At 46.1% G+C, this 18,853-nt stretch carries 21 protein-coding genes and 1 rRNA gene; 16 read left to right on the top strand and 6 right to left on the bottom strand.

Annotation, left to right across the window (positions count from 1 at the left end):
• Positions 1–3: 3 nt before the first annotated feature.
• The 9 genes from gspF to L1D44_RS20175 all read left to right on the top strand — a co-directional run bounded on the left by gspF (position 4) and on the right by L1D44_RS20175 (position 6,892).
• Entirely contained in the window at positions 4–1,227 is a 1,224-nt protein-coding gene (gene gspF / locus L1D44_RS20215) for a type II secretion system inner membrane protein GspF (RefSeq protein ID WP_239893067.1), read from the top strand.
• 65 nt (positions 1,228–1,292) lie between these two features.
• The gene (gene gspG / locus L1D44_RS20210; RefSeq protein ID WP_028767563.1) at positions 1,293–1,727 is read left to right on the top strand and encodes a type II secretion system major pseudopilin GspG; all 435 of its coding nucleotides are present in this window, start codon (positions 1,293–1,295) and stop codon (positions 1,725–1,727) included.
• Complete coding sequence (gene gspH, locus L1D44_RS20205; RefSeq protein ID WP_239893066.1) at positions 1,690–2,322, top strand: type II secretion system minor pseudopilin GspH; 633 nt, start codon at positions 1,690–1,692, stop codon at positions 2,320–2,322. Before gspG ends, gspH begins: the two co-directional genes overlap by 38 nt.
• Positions 2,319–2,696: a type II secretion system minor pseudopilin GspI gene (gene gspI / locus L1D44_RS20200; protein ID WP_220769966.1), complete on the top strand. Its 378-nt coding sequence runs from the start codon at positions 2,319–2,321 to the stop codon at positions 2,694–2,696. The genes gspH and gspI overlap by 4 nt, the downstream gene beginning before the upstream one ends.
• The gene (gspJ, locus tag L1D44_RS20195) at positions 2,677–3,426 is read left to right on the top strand and encodes a type II secretion system minor pseudopilin GspJ (protein WP_239893065.1); all 750 of its coding nucleotides are present in this window, start codon (positions 2,677–2,679) and stop codon (positions 3,424–3,426) included. Before gspI ends, gspJ begins: the two co-directional genes overlap by 20 nt.
• A gap of 2 nt (positions 3,427–3,428) precedes the next feature.
• Positions 3,429–4,409: a type II secretion system minor pseudopilin GspK gene (gene gspK, locus L1D44_RS20190; protein ID WP_239893064.1), complete on the top strand. Its 981-nt coding sequence runs from the start codon at positions 3,429–3,431 to the stop codon at positions 4,407–4,409.
• 46 nt (positions 4,410–4,455) lie between these two features.
• On the top strand, positions 4,456–5,646 hold the full coding sequence (gene gspL, locus L1D44_RS20185) for a type II secretion system protein GspL (protein ID WP_239893063.1): 1,191 nt from the start codon (positions 4,456–4,458) through the stop codon (positions 5,644–5,646).
• 1 nt (position 5,647) lies between these two features.
• Positions 5,648–6,124 carry a type II secretion system protein M gene (locus L1D44_RS20180; RefSeq protein WP_239893062.1) on the top strand — a complete coding sequence of 159 codons (477 nt, stop codon included), beginning with the start codon at positions 5,648–5,650 and terminating at the stop codon, positions 6,122–6,124.
• Between the two features lie 9 nt (positions 6,125–6,133).
• A complete protein-coding gene (locus L1D44_RS20175; protein WP_239893061.1) occupies positions 6,134–6,892 on the top strand; it encodes a type II secretion system protein N in 759 nt (252 codons plus the stop codon).
• 56 nt (positions 6,893–6,948) lie between these two features.
• On the opposite strand, the gene yrfG is transcribed toward L1D44_RS20175, so the two are convergent.
• Entirely contained in the window at positions 6,949–7,614 is a 666-nt protein-coding gene (yrfG, locus tag L1D44_RS20170; protein ID WP_239893060.1) for a GMP/IMP nucleotidase, read from the bottom strand.
• Positions 7,615–7,701: 87 nt separating this feature from the next.
• Between yrfG and nudE the strand changes: the two genes are divergently transcribed.
• From nudE to L1D44_RS20150, 4 genes are read left to right on the top strand one after another with little or no spacing between them, the layout of a single operon-like run.
• The gene (gene nudE, locus L1D44_RS20165) at positions 7,702–8,256 is read left to right on the top strand and encodes an ADP compounds hydrolase NudE (protein WP_239893059.1); all 555 of its coding nucleotides are present in this window, start codon (positions 7,702–7,704) and stop codon (positions 8,254–8,256) included.
• Between the two features lie 44 nt (positions 8,257–8,300).
• Positions 8,301–9,113, top strand: coding sequence for a 3'(2'),5'-bisphosphate nucleotidase CysQ (gene cysQ, locus L1D44_RS20160; protein ID WP_239893058.1), 813 nt, complete (start codon positions 8,301–8,303; stop codon positions 9,111–9,113).
• Positions 9,106–9,567 (top strand): N-acetyltransferase, encoded by a 462-nt coding sequence (locus tag L1D44_RS20155; RefSeq protein WP_239893057.1) that lies wholly within the window; start codon positions 9,106–9,108, stop codon positions 9,565–9,567. The genes cysQ and L1D44_RS20155 overlap by 8 nt, the downstream gene beginning before the upstream one ends.
• A 5-nt stretch (positions 9,568–9,572) precedes the next feature.
• Positions 9,573–11,240 carry an MFS transporter gene (locus L1D44_RS20150; RefSeq protein ID WP_239893056.1) on the top strand — a complete coding sequence of 556 codons (1,668 nt, stop codon included), beginning with the start codon at positions 9,573–9,575 and terminating at the stop codon, positions 11,238–11,240.
• A gap of 36 nt (positions 11,241–11,276) precedes the next feature.
• Here L1D44_RS20150 and mnmH read toward each other — a convergent pair whose 3' ends face one another.
• The 3 genes from mnmH to L1D44_RS20135 all read right to left on the bottom strand — a co-directional run bounded on the left by mnmH (position 11,277) and on the right by L1D44_RS20135 (position 14,711).
• Positions 11,277–12,374 (bottom strand): tRNA 2-selenouridine(34) synthase MnmH, encoded by a 1,098-nt coding sequence (gene mnmH, locus L1D44_RS20145; protein ID WP_239893055.1) that lies wholly within the window; start codon positions 12,372–12,374, stop codon positions 11,277–11,279.
• Positions 12,374–13,414: a selenide, water dikinase SelD gene (gene selD / locus L1D44_RS20140; protein ID WP_239893054.1), complete on the bottom strand. Its 1,041-nt coding sequence runs from the start codon at positions 13,412–13,414 to the stop codon at positions 12,374–12,376. The genes mnmH and selD overlap by 1 nt, the downstream gene beginning before the upstream one ends.
• Positions 13,415–13,604: 190 nt before the next feature.
• Positions 13,605–14,711 carry a fatty acid desaturase gene (locus L1D44_RS20135; RefSeq protein WP_239893053.1) on the bottom strand — a complete coding sequence of 369 codons (1,107 nt, stop codon included), beginning with the start codon at positions 14,709–14,711 and terminating at the stop codon, positions 13,605–13,607.
• Positions 14,712–14,850: 139 nt separating this feature from the next.
• Between L1D44_RS20135 and fabR the strand changes: the two genes are divergently transcribed.
• On the top strand, positions 14,851–15,465 hold the full coding sequence (fabR, locus tag L1D44_RS20130; protein ID WP_202723586.1) for an HTH-type transcriptional repressor FabR: 615 nt from the start codon (positions 14,851–14,853) through the stop codon (positions 15,463–15,465).
• A gap of 68 nt (positions 15,466–15,533) precedes the next feature.
• Here fabR and trmA read toward each other — a convergent pair whose 3' ends face one another.
• Entirely contained in the window at positions 15,534–16,631 is a 1,098-nt protein-coding gene (gene trmA, locus L1D44_RS20125) for a tRNA (uridine(54)-C5)-methyltransferase TrmA (protein ID WP_239893052.1), read from the bottom strand.
• Between the two features lie 186 nt (positions 16,632–16,817).
• On the opposite strand from trmA, the gene murI reads away from it, so the two are divergent.
• Positions 16,818–17,636, top strand: coding sequence for a glutamate racemase (gene murI / locus L1D44_RS20120; protein ID WP_239893051.1), 819 nt, complete (start codon positions 16,818–16,820; stop codon positions 17,634–17,636).
• Between the two features lie 10 nt (positions 17,637–17,646).
• On the opposite strand, the gene L1D44_RS20115 is transcribed toward murI, so the two are convergent.
• Positions 17,647–18,105, bottom strand: coding sequence for an RNA-binding protein (locus L1D44_RS20115; protein WP_220769982.1), 459 nt, complete (start codon positions 18,103–18,105; stop codon positions 17,647–17,649).
• 673 nt (positions 18,106–18,778) lie between these two features.
• Between L1D44_RS20115 and L1D44_RS20110 the strand changes: the two genes are divergently transcribed.
• Positions 18,779–18,853: ribosomal RNA gene (locus L1D44_RS20110) — 16S ribosomal RNA — on the top strand; the annotation flags it as partial.

Below are 18,853 nucleotides of genomic sequence, written 5' to 3'. Positions count from 1 at the left end.
GCCATGCCAGCATTTGAATACAAAGCGTTAGATAAAACCGGTAAGCAGAAGAAGGGCGTAGTCGAAGCGGATACAGCAAGGCACGCTCGGACGCAATTAAGAGAGCAGCGTTTGATGCCGCTGGAGATCACTCCAGTTGTTGAGAAAGAGAGTAAGACGAAATCTGCCGGCTTTAGTTTTCTAAAGCGCGGTATCTCTACCGCTGAACTTGCGTTGATCACCCGCCAAATAGCAACCTTAGTTGCTGCTGGCCTACCCGTAGAAGAAGCATTAAAGGCTGTTGGTCAACAGTGTGAGAAAGATCGTTTAGCCAGCATGGTGATGGCGGTGCGTTCACGGGTGGTTGAAGGTTATAGCCTCGCCGATTCGATGGCCGAGTTCCCGCATATTTTCGATGAGCTATATCGCGCTATGGTGGCATCTGGCGAAAAGTCAGGTCACTTAGAAGTGGTATTGAATCGCCTTGCCGATTACACCGAACGTCGCCAGCAACTTAAGAGCAAAATGACCCAGGCGATGATCTACCCAATCGTACTGACAGTGGTGGCGATTGGCGTTATTGCCATCTTACTCGCAGCGGTCGTGCCGCAGGTTGTCGGTCAGTTTGAGCATATGGGGCAGGAGTTACCTTGGACGACGGAGCTATTGATAGCATCGTCCGACTTTATTCGCGATTACGGCCTAATTGTGCTCGCGGTTATTGTCGGCTTGTTCTTTATCGCTAAGCGTTTGCTGGTTTCTCCTAAAAACCGCATGAAATACGAGAGCATGCTGCTGCGCTTGCCTGTCATTAGCAAGGTGAGTAAGAGTCTTAACACGGCACGTTTTGCCCGTACTTTGAGTATTCTTACCGCCAGCTCCGTCCCCCTACTCGATGCGATGCGTATCGCCAGTGATGTACTGGTTAACGTCAAAGTGAAGGCGGCGGTTGAGGATGCAACATTACGGGTGCGAGAAGGTACGAGTTTAGGAACGGCACTAGCCAACACTAAACTTTTTCCGCCTATGATGCTCTATATGATTACCTCTGGTGAAAAGAGTGGCCAGCTCGAACAGATGCTTGAGCGAGCCGCCGATAACCAAGACCGAGAGTTTGAGTCAAACGTGACGATAGCTTTGGGGGTATTTGAACCTATGTTAGTTGTTAGTATGGCTGCAGTGGTTCTGTTTATTGTTCTTGCTATTTTGCAGCCGATTTTGGCGCTGAATAATATGATTAGTGGTTAATACTCACTTTCAGCTAACGCTATCTAGTGGCGGTATGTGAGTTTTTTAGTTTAAGGAAGTAGTTAATGCAAACTCGTAATAAACAAAAAGGTTTTACCCTTTTAGAAGTGATGGTGGTTATCGTTATTTTAGGTATTTTGGCCTCTATGGTTGTACCTAACTTGATGGGTAACAAAGATAAAGCCGACCAACAGAAAGCGGTTTCAGATATCGTTGCATTAGAAAATGCCTTGGACATGTATAAGTTGGATAACAGTGTTTACCCAACGACAGAGCAAGGACTGGAAGCCTTGGTACAAAAGCCAACGATTTCCCCTGAGCCACGTAATTATCGTGCCGATGGTTATGTTAAACGTCTACCACAGGACCCTTGGCGTAACGATTACCTGCTACTGAGCCCAGGTGAAAACGGTAAGTTAGATATCTTTAGTGCAGGTCCTGATGGTCAGCCAGGTACTGAAGATGATATTGGCAACTGGAATCTACAGAACTTCCAATAAGATGATCTTGCCGCGAGTTAAGTTAGCGCGCCAAACGGGCTTCACCTTAATGGAGGTGTTGCTCGTTGTTTTGCTTATGGGACTAGCTGCAACAGCTGTCACTTTAGGCATGGGTGGGGCCAGCAAAGAGAAGGCGCTCGAGCGAACTGCGCAGCAATTTATGATGGCTACGGAGATGGTGCTTGATGAAACTGTGTTGAGCGGCCATTTCGTTGGCATCGTTATAGAAGATACCAGCTATAAATTTGTCTATTACGATGAAGGAAAATGGAAGCCTTTAGAGCAAGACAGATTGCTGGCTGAGCGTCAGATGGAACCCGGCGTCGAGATGGTATTGGTACTCGATGGCCTACCACTAGTGCAAGAAGATGAAGAGCAAGACTCTTGGTTCGATGAGCCGCTTATTGAAAAGTCTGCCGAAGAAAAAAAGAAATTCCCCGAGCCGCAGATCATGCTGTTTCCTAGCGGTGAAATGAGTGCATTTGAACTCTCTTTTGTCAGTAAAGATGAGATGCAGCAAGATATCGAAGTCATTGTTTTTGGTGATGCTTTAGGGCGTTTAAGAATGGGCTTTGAAGATGAAGAGGTTCTATGACTAGGCCTCGTAAGCAAAGCGGCATGACCCTGCTGGAAGTGATTGTAGCCCTAGCGGTATTTTCTATCGCCGCAGTGTCAATCACTAAGAGCCTAGGTGAGCAGATCGCCAACATGCCGATTTTAGAAGAGCGCACCATGGCGCAGTGGGTGGCTCATAACCAGATGGTCGATGCCCGTTTAGAACCTAAATTTCCAGAACTTGGCCGCAAAGACGGGCAAGTCGAGCTAGCCAATAAAGATTGGTATTGGCGTAAAGAGGTCATTAAGACCACCGATGATAATTTTAGAATGATCCGCATTAGTATCAGTGATGACGAGCGATTTTCTCGCGTTATCGCCGAAGTGAGCAGTTATGTACTCAAAGCAGACTAAAGCGCTGCGGGGCTTTACCCTGTTAGAGATGCTGATCGCCATCGCCATTTTTGCGATGCTAGGCTTGGCAGCCAATACCGTGCTGAGTACTGTGATGAAAAACGATACCGCCACTCGAGACTTTGCCGCCAAACTCAAGGCGATGCAGCAAGGTTTTGGTGTTATCGAGCGTGACTTGAATCAGATGGTGGCGCGCACGCCAAGATTGTTAGAGGGCGGAAGGGGGACCACGGTCTTTCAGACAGGCAGTAATATGCTCGACTCGGAATCTGAGTCGTTAGTCTTTTTTCGTCTAGGCTGGCTCAACCCCGATGGTTTACTACCAAGAGGCAGCTTACAGTCGGTGGCTTACGTGGTGATGGAAGGGCAGTTGCAGCGTTGGTATTACCCCTATCCAGAGCCTGAGATTGGCGCCGAGCCGATTAAGACGGTGATCATGGATAAGGTGATCTCTGTTGAGTACGCGTTTTTCACCGATGACAAGTGGGAGCGTAAAACTGACGCCACCAAATTGCCTAAGGCGATCGCCATTGAAATTGAATTTGAAGATATTGGTAAAGTGCAGCGTAAGTTCTTAGTGCCGACAGGCGCCCTTGCTGGTAGCAATGATGACAGCAACAACGGCGGCAATAACAATGGCGGCAATAACAACGGTGGTAATGATAACAATAACGGAAATAATAGCGGCAGCAATAATGGCGGTAATAATGGCAACGATAAAGGTGAATAGAGATGCCTTCTAAGCAGCGCGGTGTCGCCCTTATCGTCGTGTTATTGATTGTGGCTATGGTAGCAATTATTGCTACCAATATTACTTCACGTAACCAGCTGTCAGTTAGACGCACTTTGAACATGGCGCAGTACGATCAAGCCTTTTGGTATGCGATTTCTGCCGAAGAGATCGCTAAAAAAGTACTGAAGCAAGACTTAGAAGACTCAGATACTGTGCACCTGCAGCAGTACTGGGCGCAGGCTGATGTGGTATTTCCCGCCGAAAAAGGTGAGATCGCCGGTAAAATTAGTGATATGCGGGCGTGTTTTAACGTGAACTCGTTATCGGCGCCCAGTGAAAAAGTTGAGAATGGTCAGCCGAAGATGCCTTTGCCTGCGGTGCAATTTAAAGGGCTGTTAGTTGCATTAGGGATGGATGAGTTTGCTGCAGAACGACTGGCGCAAACGGCAAAAGATTATATCGATGAAGATCAGACCGCTGGGCCCTATGGCGCAGAAGATGCGGAATATGAATCACGTAATGTACCTTATCGTGCAGCGAATACATTGATGAGCCATAAGAGTGAATTGCGTGCTGTGATGGGCTTTACCCAAGATATTTACTTAAAGCTGGCTCCGTACGTGTGTGCAATACCAGGCAATACTACGCAGGTGTTAAACGTCAATACGGTACCTGTGGAGCAGGCGGCGTTAATTGCTGGTATGTTTGATAATAAGATTTCGGTGGGTGAGGCTGAAAGCATCATCAATCAACGCCCGCTAGACGGTTATGACAAGATAGATGAGTTTTGGGAAAACTCCTCCATCGCTTCATTAGCCAGTGATGCCAAGCTTAAGTCGAGCTTTGGCGTCACGAGTAAATATTTTTTACTTGAGGCTGGGGCAAAAGTCGATAACGCTGTATTTAGATTAGAAAGCGTGCTGTATGGCGACAGTAATAAATTAGAAGTGTTATCCCGCCAATTTGGCGGGCAAAAATAACAAGGGTCCTTTAAACGAGCTTAAAGAGACTTGTGGAGACAGATCAGTGAGTGAAAGACTATTCATCCGCTTAGGGCAAACTGCCGAGCAACCCTGCTCTTGGTTGGTTTGGTCTGAGCAGGAACAAGAAATTATAGGTTCTGGTGAGCTTAGCGACGCCAGTGCTCTATCGACTCTTACTGAAAGAGCGGGTAATCGCGCGGTTGATATACTAGTACCCGCTTCAAGCATTACGTTAACCCAAGTAGAGCTACCAGAGAAGAGTCAGCGCCAAGCGGTTAAAGCATTGCCATTTATGCTGGAAGAGAACCTTGCCCAAAATGTGGATGAATTGCATTTTGTCACTGGGCCCCGCAGTGGTGACTTGCTCAGTATTGCGGTGGTTGCTCATGAGCAGATGCAGGCATGGATCGAATGGCTTGCTGATGCAGGGCTGAAGGCAAAATCTATCGTACCAGATTGTTTAGCGCTGCCTTTGGCTGAATGTGACTGGGCTGCGATGAGTTTTGGCAAAGAGATCTTGCTGCGTACTGGTGAAGGTAGCGGCGTGAGTTTAAGCCAGAGCTGGCTTGATGTCGCTTTACCGCAGTTGGTTGGCAATGAAGATGCGGCAACGACAGTGGCGGGTTATACCGAGCTGCAACTTGCTGGTACTGAAGTCAAAGTGCAGCCGCTTGACCTGCCAATGTTAGTGTTGGCTAAAGGCGTGTTGAATGCACCGATGAATTTGCTTTCTGGTATTTATAAACCGAAGAAAGAGTATGGTAAGCATCTTACCCTGTGGCGTAACGCCGCTATCGCATTTGCAGTCGTTATCGTCTTAGCACTGGTAAATAAGGGGCTCAATATTCATCAGATGAATAGCGAGGCTGATCAGTTAAAGGCCCAGAGCGAACAGATCTACAAGCAAGTGGTACCTGGCAGCTCACGAGTGGTGAACCTGCGCTCTCAGATGGAAAGTTATGTTCGTACACTTCAAGGTGGCGGCAGTGGCAGTGAATTTTTTGTCATGCTTAGTGGCATGCAAGAAGCTTTTGCCCAAGTGCCAGAACTTAAGCCGACTACGTTACGTTTTGACAGCAACCGTAACGAAATTCGTATGCAGGTCACGGCCAAAAATTATGAACAAATTGAGAAGTTCAAAGAGATCATTTCGCGCTCTTACAAGCTTGATGGTGGTGCCATGAACAGCGGTGAATCTCAAGTCACCAGCACCTTAACCATAAGGAGCAAATAAGATGGAAAACTTTAAAGCTTGGTGGAATGGACTGGTTCTTCGCGAACAACAGATGGTTGCCGCCTGTGGTGTGGTATTAGTCATAGGTATCTTGTATTGGGGGATCTGGACGCCCATCGCTAATGCCGAAGACGAGGCGCAGCGTAACCTCGATGGCCAACAAAGCACCTTGAACTATGTTAAACAGACCGCTAACCGTATTGCAGGACTTAAGCAGAGCGGCGGTAGCAATGCCTTTAGAGGTAGTTTAAGTGCCGCTGTGAACCAAACCGCAGGCGCGTTCGGTTTGACGATTACCCGTATGCAGCCTCAAGGTAATAAGATCCAAGTTTGGATGGATGAAGTGCCGTTTGATACCCTGTTGAACTACTTGAATGAATTGGTGCAAAACAAGGGATTGTCATTAGAGAGCTTAGACTTAGCCGAGTCTGATACTCCTGGTTACGTTAATGTTCGTCGTATTCAGCTATCTAAATAAGGTGTTGTAGTGAAATTAGCAAAAAAGATAGCCCTTGGCTTTCTGGTTTATTTGGTTTTTTTAGTGGTGTTATTTCCGGCCAGTGTTGCAGTTAAATTGGCGCCCATTCCGAAAAATATCAGCATCAGCGGTGTGAGTGGCACTATCTGGGCGGGTAGCATAGATATGCTGAGCGTGCAGAAGCGCCAAGTGGAGATGATAAGCTGGGATCTTAATGTTTGGTCATTACTGACGGGCACAGTTAAGGCCGATGTGGTTATAGGTAGCAGAGCCAGTGCGGTAAACGGTAAAGGAACCGTGGCCTATTCGTTAAGTGGATTAGACGTTAGCGGTTTAAGGTTTGAGGCGCCGAGTAGCTTCCTGTTAGGGCGTACTAACTTACCTTTTAGAACCAAAGTTAACGGTGACTTAAGCGTATTGGTCGATAACTTTGAACAGGGCTTACCTTGGTGTGAACAGCTATCGGGCAAGCTATTCTTGAATCAAGTCGATGTCACGAACCAGTTTGGCAAATACCCGTTAGGCGATATCGCCCTAGGTCTAGCGTGCCTTGATGGCAAAGTTGAACTGACCACAGATGAAAAGCTTAATGCTTTAGGCCTCGACGGTACTATCGTATTGGCCGATAACAAGATGGTGCAAGTGAACGCGAAAATTCGTGAAGTGAACACTCAGCCTGATGATCTGAAAAAAGCACTGTCTTTCTTAGGCAAGAAAGATAGCCAAGGTTATTACCCGATAACCTATCAGGGGCGTTTGCCTATCTAGTAGGTTCAGGCTATTCAATCAAAAAGGCGCTTAATTAGCGCCTTTTTTGTGTTTTACTATGGGTTAATAAGCTCATCTAACAGGTGGTGATAGTCTTCAATGGCCGGGAAGTCATCGAAGATCTTGTTGGATTTCTGGCTATCTGGGTTAGCGATACCTAACTGATAGCCAACGCCTGCGAGCCTTGCAGCCTGAAGTATGGCTTCGTTATCATCGATAAATAGGCAGCGGCTTGGGTCGAGTTTGAATTGTTGAAACAGATGCTGCCAAAAAAGCGGATGCTCCTTTGGATAGCCAGTTTCGTGGCTAGAGATCATATGATCTAGACCTAAGCTCAAGTCTGTGTGCTCTAACTTAAGTGCAAGATTCTTAGGGTGGGCATTGGTGACTAGAATCCGCGATTTATTGGCGTCTTTTAGGGCATTAAGGAAAGGCATGCTGTCTTGGCGCAGCTGGATCCGCTCAACTAACTTGCGATGCAACGCCATAATATCTAGCCCCATCTGCTGCTGCCAGTAATCGAGACAATACCAGTCTAAGGTGCCCTCGACATTGGCATAGCATTGTTCAACCCATTCGCTCGCTTCTTGCACCGATATACCCCGCTCTTGGCTCAACTCTTGGGGGATAAGCTGTAACCAGAAGTGGTTGTCAAAATGCAGATCGAGCAGGGTGCCGTCCATATCGAGTAGAACGGTATCAATTTCATTCCATGGAAACATAGATTAGTGATCCTAGAAAAATCATGTTGTAGATTGGGAGAACAATAGTAAGATTATACTTGAATTGGCAGCCGGCCCGAGACCCGTATGACGAAAAAGAATGACAAGCCTGAGATTTTGCACGCAGAAGTGGTTGCAACAAGCCGACTGTTTCAAATAGAGCAGGTGCACTTGAGGTTTTCCAATCAAGTCGAGCGTCAATATGAGCGCATGAAGGGCAATAATCGGGGGGCGATAATGGTTGTGCCTGTTTTAAATCGAGAGCAGCTACTATTGGGCCGAGAGTACGCCGCAGGTACCCACAGCTATGAGCTTGGCTTTCCTAAGGGGTTGATCGATCCCGGCGAAGAGGCTCATGAGGCTGCGAATCGAGAGTTACAAGAAGAGATAGGTTTTGGGGCTAGAAAGTTGACCCACTTGATGGAGTTAAGTTTAGCACCGGGCTATTTCGCTAGTAAGATGCAGATATTTTTAGCCGAAGATCTTTATGAGAGCCGCCTAGAAGGTGATGAGCCAGAGCCTATCGATTTGGTAACCTGGCCGTTAGCCAAATGGCAAGATCTGCTAGAAGAGGAAGATTTTTCCGAATCTCGCAGTGTAAGTGCTTTATTTTTAGCGTTAAAACATCTACAACTAAGTTAGTCATAGTCGACACAGGTCATGGGTATTAGGCTGTTGGAGTAGTTATGAAGCCAGAGAGTTATGTAGATCAAGTCATTGAAATCGCCACGTTAGCGGGTAAGAAGATCCGTGAAATTTATCTGCAAGGTGATTTCGAGCGCGAGATCAAATCTGATAATACCCCAGTTACCTCTGCCGATCTTGCCGCTCATGAGATTATTACTACAGCTTTAAAGTTGTTGACCCCTGACATTCCGGTCTTGTCTGAAGAAGATGCCGAGATCCCTTTTTCTGAGCGTTGTGATTGGCAACGTTATTGGTTAGTCGATCCGCTCGATGGCACTGGAGAATTTATTGCGGGTAGTGGTGATTTCTCGGTCATTATTGCCTTAGTTGAGCATAACCGCCCGATTCTTGGTGTGGTATATGCGCCAATGACAGAAGTCTGTTACTACGGTATCGCTGGTTTAGGCTCCTATAAGCGCAAAGATGGTGCAGAAGTGCGTATTTGCAGTAAACAGCTAATGAGTGAGACCTCGGATTCACTGCGATTAGCGGTAAGTCGTCGTCAAGATCCCCAGTCTGTGATTAAACTCTTTAATCAGAATAAGCACTGTGAATTAGTGGTGCTCGGTGGTGCTGCACTCAAGAGTTGCCTAATTGCCGAAGGACGGGCCGATTGCTATGTGCGTATTGGGCCTACTGGCGAGTGGGATACCGGTGCGGCGCAGATCATCGTTGAGGAAGCGGGTGGGCAGATCATGGATCTTAACCTGCAACCACTGAGCTACAATGAACGCGAAAGCTTGGAGAACCCGAACTTTATTGTGGTTGGAGCGCCAGCTCTTGAGTGGGATCAAATTTTAGTTAATGAATGATTTAATTGAGTTAAGTGTTGCTACAAAGCAAGACTTAAAAGCGATCGATGCGCTCGAGCAACAATGCTTTGCTGGACATTGCTACCCTGATTTTTTCTTTCGACAGGCATTAGACTGTTGGCCCGATAGTTTTTTGGTGGCTAAAGATGGTGACGCTAAGGTTATCGGTTATCTACTGGCATCCAGTAGTGCTAAAGCTGATCTCGCTTGGATTTTGTCGATAGCGGTATCGGACAGTGCGCGTGGCAAAGGCATCGGCACTCAGCTTATCTCGCAACTATTAGCCACACTTCCTCCAGAGGTTAATCAGATCAATCTGACCGTAGATCCTGACAATCCTGCCAAGGCGTTATATCTGCGTAGTGGTTTTACCGAGAATGGCTTCGAGGCCGATTACTTTGGTGAAGGTGAGCCTAGGCTGTTGATGAGTTATTTCAAACAGGAACACAGCTAAGGTCGATGTTATTTAGCCGACGTTTCTTACCTTACTTCGTGACTCAATGCCTAGGGGCATTGAATGACAACGTATTTAAGAACGTATTGCTACTGTTAGTGAGCTACTCACAGGTCGATGAGCTACCTATAGATGTCCACCTATTTGTAAACTTGGCTGCAGGCTTATTTATTCTGCCTTTCCTGCTGTTTTCTGCTCATGCGGGGCAGGTGGCTGACAGTGTCGATAAAGCATTGTTGATTCGTCGGCTGAAGGTTCTCGAGCTGGTGATTATGTCGGTGGCGATATTTGCCATCATCAGTCACAGTTATCTAGTGATGTTGCTATTGCTGTTTTTGACCGGTGTACAATCTGCCTACTTTGGCCCGGTAAAGTACTCCCTATTACCAAGAGTGCTGCGCGACAGCGAGTTGGTTTCCGGTAATGCGTGGGTCGAGATGGGCACTTTCTTGGCTATTTTGGCAGGTACGATTTCAGCCGGGATGATCGTTGCTAGCGACTATGCGACTTACTGGGCTGCGGCCACGGTATTCCTCTTGGCATTAATAGGTATGACTGCCAGTTGGTTTATCCCGAGCATTCCTGCTCATTCAGATGTTAAGCCGCGCTTTGCTATAGTTTCAGCTACCTTGGCCAATATTAAAAAGGTGCGTCAATCTCCCGAGATCTGGACCGCTATCATAGCCATTAGTTGGTTTTGGTTTGTCGGCGCGACTTATCTCACTCAGTTTCCAAACTTTGCTCGCATCACGTTAAACTCGGATCCTACCGTTGTATCGCTACTCTTACTGCTGTTTTCGGTGGGGATCGGAGCAGGTTCTTTCATCTGTGAGCGCTTATCTTGTCGGCAGGTCGAGCTGGGGATAATGCCATTGGGATTGACGCTATTAGCCATTGTTGGCATAGATCTCTACTTTGCGCTACCTGCTAAGTTCGATGTTGAGACACTTTATAGCCTGCAAGGCTTCATTGCTGAGACGGGTCACTATCGCCTGATGTTTGATCTGTTTATGATCGGCGTTGGCGGTGGTTTGTTTATCGTGCCGTTATACACCTATATCCAGGCACGTGCGAAAGAGGGCGAGTGCGCGCAGGCGATAGCCAGTAATAATATTATCAATGCCCTGTTTATGGTGAGTTCGGCTATTTTTGCCATGCTAGTACTCAACGTGTTGCAGTGGCCAATAGAGACGCTGTTTTTGCTCTTGGCGAGCGCTAACATCGTGGTGCTTGTTTACCTGCTCTGGCGTTGGCCGGAATTACTATTGAGTGTTATTAGTTACTTCATTCGTAGAGTAAGGTTCACCACTAAGCTGCTTGATACTGATGAGCTGCATAAGTCTCCTAGGTTGTTAGTGGTGGTTGAGCAGGCAACTTGGCGTGACTTGACGATGATCTTAGGAAGTTTTAGCCATCCAGTCTTATTTACGCCGGAGATTTATCGAAAAGTAGCTAATCATGGCTTGGTCAGCTGGGCGCTATCTAAGTTGACTTGGTATGCGGGCCGTCATGTTGATATTGATAGTGTAATTTGCGTAGACAAGACCTCTGTGGATGTATTTAAAGCCCATGCTGAATTTGCTGACTTTAACGTCGTACTGATTAAATTCGATGCCGTTGAGGCAAGGGTGCAAAAGATAGAAATAACCCCGTTAGCAATCGAAGGCGACTGACTAACGGGGTTGGCTTAAACGTTATGCTGGTTGGTATTACTGGTTATTTAGCCACTGATGCATTGCGTCGTGATCACCTTTGAAGATGATACGTTCGGCCTTTTTATCTATTTGATACTGATACATAGGGTCGTAGTATTTAATCAGCAGTCGTTCGATCCAAGCCAAGTGAGCACTGGTATCGTTTTGACTGGTTTGCAGGCTTAGGGCGTGAGTGATCATAGCTTGCAGTTCGTCATGCTGCTTACCACCCAAGCGTTTCTTGATCCCCGTAATGCTCTGGGCTAAATACTGGGAAAATGCCTCAAAACCCGCTTCTTCGCCGAGTCTTTCGCGGTAACCGCTATGCATCTTGTGTACGTACTCATTGAGCAGACGTGCCAGTCTTGCATCTAAACTCTCTTCGAGTACCAATACATTCGCAGCCTGCATTCCAGCATAAAAAGCTTGTGGTAGCGCCGAACGGCCGATGAGATAGCTCTCATCTTCAAGTAGTAGATGTTTGGCATCACTATCTTGGTGCTTCAACAATGCGACCGCCAAAGAGTTTTCAAAGTTGATTTGGCTTGGTTGCCCTTCATGGTAACGGCCAAAGCTTGAGCCTCGATGGTGAGCTAGCCCCTCTAAATCTACCGCTTCTTTTCGCTTTAGCAGGAAATCGGTTTTACCGCTGCCAGTGATCCCGCTCAGAATCAGCATCGGCGTGACGTTTGGCGCCTCATCGATGGTTTCGATGAGGAACTGACGCATGGCTTTATAGCCGCCTTCGATAAAAGGAATATCTAAACCGGCTTCCTTAAGCCATTGCTGGGTTAGCTGTGAGCGCAGACCACCGCGAAAACAGTAGAGATAGCCATTTGGGTTGTCGTTAAAAAAACGCAGCCAAGCATCGACTCTCTGCTGTTTGATTTCACCGTTAACCAAAGAGTGCCCTAGTTCTATGGCTGCAGCTTGGCCTTGCTCCTTGTAGCAAGTACCGACTAGCCTGCGCTCCTCGTCCTCCATTAGAGGATGGTTCACGCTGGCCGGAAAGGCGCCTTTCTCAAACTCCACTGGTGCGCGCGTATCCATAATTGGATGATCGCTGACGAGTATTCGGCGATATTCGCTGGCACGCACTTTGTTGAGTGACATTAAATTAGCTCCACGGTCATAGCTGGATTTTTTGTAACTAGCTGGCCGATGCAAACTGGCTCAATATCATTTTCAGCAAGTAAATTTTGTAGCGCGGCCTCGCCTTCTGTAGAGACGGAAATCAATAGGCCACCGCTGGTTTGTGGATCACAGATAATCGCTTTTTGTTCATCGGTTAGTGTAGGTAAGTGTTCACCATAACTGTCGAAATTTCTGTGAGTGCCACCAGGAATGCAGCCGAGCTCTAAGTAATGACGTGCATTTGGCAGTAATGGCAGTAGGTTTACATCTAATTTGGCACTTAAATTTGCACCATGGCACATCTCTAGTAGGTGACCTGCTAAACCAAACCCTGTGACATCTGTTAGCGCATTCACTTGTGGGATCTTGGCTATTTTAGGGCCAAGAATATTCAGCTGACACATGGCTTCAGCAGCAGTGTTTAGATCTGCGTCGGCAAGCTTTTTCTGTTTCTGCGCGGTAGTTAAAATACCAATACCGAGAGGCTTGGTGATGTACAGCTTGTCTCCAGCCTTTGCAGTATCGTTTTGCTTGAGCTCATCCAATGGGATCTGACCAGTTACAGCTAGACCAAAAATAGGCTCTGGCGAGTCGATGCTGTGACCTCCGGCTAGCATTATGCCTGCATCGGCACAGGCTTTACGGCCACCATCGACAACTTGTTGAGCCACTTCTGCAGGCAGTTTGTTTACTGGCCAACCTAAAATTGCGATAGCCATCATAGGTGTGCCACCCATGGCGTAGATATCGCTGATGGCGTTTGTCGCAGCGATGCGGCCAAAGGTAAATGGATCATCGACGATTGGCATAAAGAAATCGGTGGTACTGATAATGCCTGTGGTTTCGTTGAGCTTATAGACGGCGGCATCATCACGAGTCTGGTTACCCACCAGTAGATTCGGATCGTCAAATACAGGTAGCTGAGTGGCGAGTATGGTGCCGAGCACTTTTGGTGAAATTTTGCAGCCACAACCCGCGCCGTGACTATACTCGGTAAGTTTGATTTCTGAATCTGACATGAGCTTAAAACGCCCTGAAAATAGTAAGTAGCCGATCATAATAGACCCATAATCTAGGGACTTCAATCGACCCCCACCACAAGTTGAGACTTGAATCCTATCATCGGCGGTAATATTTATTCGGAATGGGAAAACCTGACCCGTAAAAACAACAAAGCCGCTCAGTCGCGGCTTTGTATCTATGGTGAGCTTAGCTAAAACTTGCGGTCAAACTATGCCAGCTTTTCTGTTGCTGCTTGAAACGTAGTTTTAGTTCTTTCACCTGGCTAAGTAGTTGCTTGTCTGCCAGTTGTTTGCGTTTGGCTTCAAGCAAGGCTTTCTTTGCGTCGTAATACTCTGCTAAGTGCGCCTTCAGCGTTTCATATTCCGCTTGTAACTTCTCGATTAACTCTTCGCTATTTGGGAGGTGAGCCACCTTACTTTGAGTGCGTTTTAGCTGCATCTGCAAGCGAGCATATTCGATACGGTCTTGTGGTACAACTCGGCGACTGTCGGCTAGTCCCATCCAGGCTAAGCTGTTAATCAACCATTTGGTTGGATCGTACTGCCACCAATGGATGCCGTTACGGTAGTCATTCTCAAAGATATGGTGGTAGTTATGGTAGCCCTCACCGTAGGTTAGCAGTGCTAGGAAGCCGTTATCGCGAGCGGTATTTTTATCTGTATAAGGTTGTGATCCCCAGATATGTGCCAATGAATTGATGAAAAAAGTACAGTGGTGAACGACAACCAAGCGCAGTAATCCCGCTAATAGCAGCATGCCTAATATGTCTCCGTTTAACCAACCCAGTAGGATGGGTAAGCCAAAATTCATCATGAGCAGAAGTGGTAAGTAGTACTTGTGTTGCCACATGACGATTTTGTCATTTTGAAGATCGCGAACATTCTTATAGTCATGGTAACGCTGGGCCTGATACTCACGTAGCATCCAACCTATATGGCTGTACCAAAAACCCATCTTAGCTGAATAGGGGTCTTTGTCGTTGTTATCGACATGCTTATGGTGTACTCGGTGGTCTGAAGACCAGTGTAATGCGCTGTTTTGCAGAGCTAGTGCGCCACCTAAGGCGTAGAGGAATCGTACTGAAGCATGGGCTTTATAGGTACGGTGAGACCAGAGTCTGTGGTATCCGCCTGTAATCGATAGGCCACTTGCAAAGGCGAGCACTACAAAGGCAACCCATTCGATGGCGTCAAAGCCATGGGTGATACCATACCAGGGAACAAAAATTGCTGCGCAGACAAAGGTGATGCTAAACAGGCTCACATTCATCCAGATGATGGGAGGTTTTTTCATTATATTTATAATCTCAAGTTGAGCGTACATCTGTACGCTAATTTAACTTGGATAGTGATCTGGGTCAAGTTTGTTGATGCTGCGTTTTGTGTTAAAAAGCGGTATTATTCAAGGAATAATTTTTGTAAGTAGGTTCAAGATGGGCATTAGAGCACAACAAAAAGAGAAAACGCGACGGGCACTTGTCGATGCGGCATTTAGTCAGCTAAGTGCTGAGCGTAGCTTTTCTAGCCTGAGTTTACGTGAGGTTGCACGTGAAGCGAATATTGCTCCGACATCTTTCTATCGCCACTTTAAGGATATGAATGAGCTAGGCTTAACCATGGTGGATGAAGGTGGCCTTACGCTGAGACAGATGATGCGTAAAGGACGCCAACGAGCTGAGGCCGGTGGCAGTGTTATTCGGATTTCCGTAGAAACCTTTATGGAAGTACTTGAGTCTAACCCAAACGTATTTCGGATATTATTGCACGAACGTTCAGGTACATCGGCCCCCTTTAGAGGTGCGGTAGCCCGTGAAATCGAACATTTTATTTCTGAGTTAGCCCATTACACCGAAGCGACAGCTAACCGGTCACCGGAACTCGCCCATGCGCAAGCAGAGGCGCTAGTGACTCTTGTATTTAACGCTGGAGCTGCTGCACTCGATATGAAGCGCGCCGATCGTAAAATCTTGGCAGATCGTTTAGTTATTCAGTTGCATATGATTGCAAAAGGGGCTGAAGCGCTACAACACAAGAAAGAGCAGAAGTAATTTAATCATATAGATAAAAAATGGCACCCATAAGGGTGCCGTTTTTTTATTGTGGTTTAACTCTGGGCTTATCGCTTCTCTAAGAAAACACCCGATTCCATATGATCGGTATAAGGGAACTGATCGAATAAGGCAAAACGAGTGATCTTATGGGTCTTGCTTAGTTCACCTAAGTTATCGATTAAGGTGTGTGGATTACATGAGATATAAACGATGCGCTCATAACCTTGTACTAGCTTAACGGTATCGGCATCTAGACCCGCACGTGGAGGATCGACAAAGATGGTATTACAGTTATAGCTATCTAAATCGATACCTTCTAAACGTCTAAAGCTGCGCTTCTTTGCCATGGCTTCGGTAAAGTCTTCAGCTGACATACGGATAATCTGCAGATTTTCGATTTGGTTAACTTTAATATTGTATTGAGCAGATTCTACTGAAGGCTTAGCCAGTTCTGTTGCCAGTACGCGCTCAAAGTTTTGTGCCAAAGCAATAGAGAAGTTACCGTTACCGCAATAAAGCTCTAGTAGATCGCCTTTACTGTTTTTAGTGACATCGATAGCCCACTCCAACATCTTGATAGAAACTTTACCGTTAGGCTGTGTAAAGCTGTTCTCTATTTGATGGTACTGTAGCTGTTTGCCTGCAACATTGAGAGACTCCACTACGAAGTCTTTATCTAACACGATTTTTTGCTTACGGGCGCGACCAATCAAGTTCATATTGAATTGGGTGCTAAGTGTTTGTTTAAGGATTTTCGCCTGCTGTTCCCATTCGCTGTCGAGTTGCTTGTGATAAAGCAGAGACACCAAGATCTCACCACTTAATGTCGATAGGAAGTCGATTTGAAATAAGCGGTGACGCAAGATAGTGTTCGGCTTTAATAGTTCAACTAGAGCCGGCATCATCTTGTTGATAAGTTCACTCGCAGGCAGGAACTGATCGCAACGAACTTTACTATTAAGCTCTTTATCGAACATATAGTAGTAGAGATCTTCGCCTTCATGCCAAACTCTAAACTCCGCACGCATGCGGTAGTGGGCGGGCTCGGAGCTAAACGTCTCCAATTCCGGGGTATCAAAATCAGCAAATAGCTGCTTTAACTTGACGCACTTTGCTTCGAGTTGCACATCATAGGTTGTAGGATCCATTGCTGCTAAATTCATATCTTGATCACCGTTGGCATTAATTAGGGGCGGAATATTATACTAGATAGCTGGGATGTCCAGTTTCTCACTTCCGATTTTACCTAGCTTATGGGAAAATTCTAAAGCAATATAGCCACTCCAGCTGCCTAGAGGGGCTAACTGTAGTCTCTTTTAATGTCACTTTACTCTATAGCGGAGAATACTTTGTCTGGACCTATTGTTATTTTTGACTCAGGGATCGGTGGGTTATCCATCTTTGATGAGATCAGAAAGGTATTACCCGCTCAAGAGTGTTGTTACCTATTTGACAATGCTCGTCTGCCCTATGGTGAGTTAGAAGAGTCAGTCCTTATTCAAGGCTGTGTCGATCTTATTTGTGAGCAAGCCTTGAGAATAGGTGCTGAACTTGTGGTTGTTGCCTGTAACTCAGCTAGCACCTTAGTGTTGCCAGCCTTAAGAGCACAGCTTTCAATTCCCGTTGTTGGGGTGGTTCCGGCAATCAAACCTGCAGCTAAAGTATCGCAAGCAAGGCATATCGGGTTGCTTGCAACACCGGGAACGATAAAACGCTCCTATACAAGGGAGCTAATTGAACAGTTTGCCGATGGCTGTAAAGTCGACCTATTTGGGTCATCTGAACTAGTGATGCTTGCCGAGGCAAAGCTAGCAGGAGAGAAGCTCGACTTTAAACTACTTGAAGCGCAGCTTAAGCCGATAAAGGAATCACACCTAGATACCTTAGTCCTAGGCTGTACTCATTTCCCTATATTAGCTCAAGAGATGCAGCAGATCTTAGGTGACGGAGTGACGCTACTCGACTCTGGTGCCGCTATTGCACAAAGGGTGGCATATCTACTCAATGAGCTATCAGAGGTTAGAGGGGGCGAAAGAGCTGGCAACAATAGACAAAAGACTTTAACGGCTATTTATACTACGGAAGAAATTTCGGCGGGGTTAACAACCAGACTAGCTGAAAAAGGATTCACAACAATAGTGTCTCGCTCTTCAGCCAATCTAGGTTAGTTATATATCTTTATGCGTTGTTATCACTTTTATCTGAGTCTTGTGATTTAGCTTCACGGACTTTTAATGTTCTTTCCTGGAAGTCGAACTCATTTAGTTTAGCCATAGCTTTTTTAGCACCGGCTTCAGACATTTCAATAAATCCGAATCCTTTGCGGCGTCCAGTCTTGCGGTCACGAACTAAACGCACCGAGTTTACAGGACCAAACTCACTAAATAATGATTTCACTTCTCCTTCATGGACACGATAAGGAAGGTTGCCTACATATAGTGTCATTGTTGGACCGCTATATGGTTCGTTGCTGTTAGTTGTAGAGGCAGGCGTTTTAGATTGAAGAGAAAAAATAACGCTTGCGATGATAGCACCAGTAAAGAAAGCTATGGCGCCGTTTAGATCTGGTGCAATCTGGAAAATGGCTAATGCACCTATAATGGCTACCGCCAATACGATCAAGAATGACTTCTGCATAAATATAATCTCTAAAGAATAAATGAATTGATAACTAACTGTTAATAACCTGCATATGGTAATGAATTATTAGCCAATACTCTAGTGTGTTGCTGAAAAAATGAACTTTATCTGAGGCGTGTCAGAAAAATGGTGAAGTTATGGACAGGAAAAGTTGAATAAATAGCCGGAAAACACCTTGCTGGTGAAAACTTGGGCATGCAGGTGATTTCTTTATAAAAAGCGCTTGCGCTCTTTTCGAATCTCCCTATAATGCGACCCCACTGACACGGCGCAGCAGGCAACACGCCTAGCAGCCTGAGTTAGCGAGTTAGCTTCTTCGGAAAGATAACTCTGGTGACAACCGCTTTAAGAGCTTCAGGTAACGACTTCTGATTAAGAAATCACCGCTTGAAAAACTTCTTAAAATAAGCGCTTGACGCCGACACTGGAGAGTGTAGAATACGCCTCCTCAGCCAAACGACCTAAGCGTCTAAGGCGAAGTCTGAAAGACGACTTCACGCTCTTTAACAATATGACAAGCAAATCTGTGTGGACACTCACAGAGATTAAGTTATTCGAAATTGCTTCTAACGAAGCAATCAAAAATTTACTTAATGAATGAGTGTTCATAGCAATATGTAATACAGAATTCGTTGAGCCGCTGACCCTTTCGAGGTGAAGCAAAAAACTTTAATTGAAGAGTTTGATCATGGCTCAGATTGAACGCTGGCGGCAGGCCTAACACATGCAAGTCGAGCGGTAACAC

It is taken from the genome of Shewanella sp. Isolate13 (assembly GCF_022398325.1).
Classification (GTDB): domain Bacteria; phylum Pseudomonadota; class Gammaproteobacteria; order Enterobacterales; family Shewanellaceae; genus Shewanella.
Note: the sequence above shows the minus strand (reverse complement) of the source record. Positions and strands in the feature narration are given on the sequence as shown.

Coding starts and splice junctions, on each gene's coding strand:
- gspF (WP_239893067.1), top strand. CDS start 4: ATGCCAGCATTTGAATACAAAGCGTTAGATAAAACCGGTAAGCAGAAG.
- gspG (WP_028767563.1), top strand. CDS start 1,293: ATGCAAACTCGTAATAAACAAAAAGGTTTTACCCTTTTAGAAGTGATG.
- gspH (WP_239893066.1), top strand. CDS start 1,690: ATGATATTGGCAACTGGAATCTACAGAACTTCCAATAAGATGATCTTG.
- gspI (WP_220769966.1), top strand. CDS start 2,319: ATGACTAGGCCTCGTAAGCAAAGCGGCATGACCCTGCTGGAAGTGATT.
- gspJ (WP_239893065.1), top strand. CDS start 2,677: ATGTACTCAAAGCAGACTAAAGCGCTGCGGGGCTTTACCCTGTTAGAG.
- gspK (WP_239893064.1), top strand. CDS start 3,429: ATGCCTTCTAAGCAGCGCGGTGTCGCCCTTATCGTCGTGTTATTGATT.
- L1D44_RS20180 (WP_239893062.1), top strand. CDS start 5,648: ATGGAAAACTTTAAAGCTTGGTGGAATGGACTGGTTCTTCGCGAACAA.
- yrfG (WP_239893060.1), bottom strand. CDS start 7,614: ATGTTTCCATGGAATGAAATTGATACCGTTCTACTCGATATGGACGGC.
- nudE (WP_239893059.1), top strand. CDS start 7,702: ATGACGAAAAAGAATGACAAGCCTGAGATTTTGCACGCAGAAGTGGTT.
- cysQ (WP_239893058.1), top strand. CDS start 8,301: ATGAAGCCAGAGAGTTATGTAGATCAAGTCATTGAAATCGCCACGTTA.
- L1D44_RS20155 (WP_239893057.1), top strand. CDS start 9,106: ATGAATGATTTAATTGAGTTAAGTGTTGCTACAAAGCAAGACTTAAAA.
- L1D44_RS20150 (WP_239893056.1), top strand. CDS start 9,573: ATGTTATTTAGCCGACGTTTCTTACCTTACTTCGTGACTCAATGCCTA.
- mnmH (WP_239893055.1), bottom strand. CDS start 12,374: ATGTCACTCAACAAAGTGCGTGCCAGCGAATATCGCCGAATACTCGTC.
- selD (WP_239893054.1), bottom strand. CDS start 13,414: ATGTCAGATTCAGAAATCAAACTTACCGAGTATAGTCACGGCGCGGGT.
- L1D44_RS20135 (WP_239893053.1), bottom strand. CDS start 14,711: ATGAAAAAACCTCCCATCATCTGGATGAATGTGAGCCTGTTTAGCATC.
- fabR (WP_202723586.1), top strand. CDS start 14,851: ATGGGCATTAGAGCACAACAAAAAGAGAAAACGCGACGGGCACTTGTC.
- trmA (WP_239893052.1), bottom strand. CDS start 16,631: ATGAATTTAGCAGCAATGGATCCTACAACCTATGATGTGCAACTCGAA.
- L1D44_RS20115 (WP_220769982.1), bottom strand. CDS start 18,105: ATGCAGAAGTCATTCTTGATCGTATTGGCGGTAGCCATTATAGGTGCA.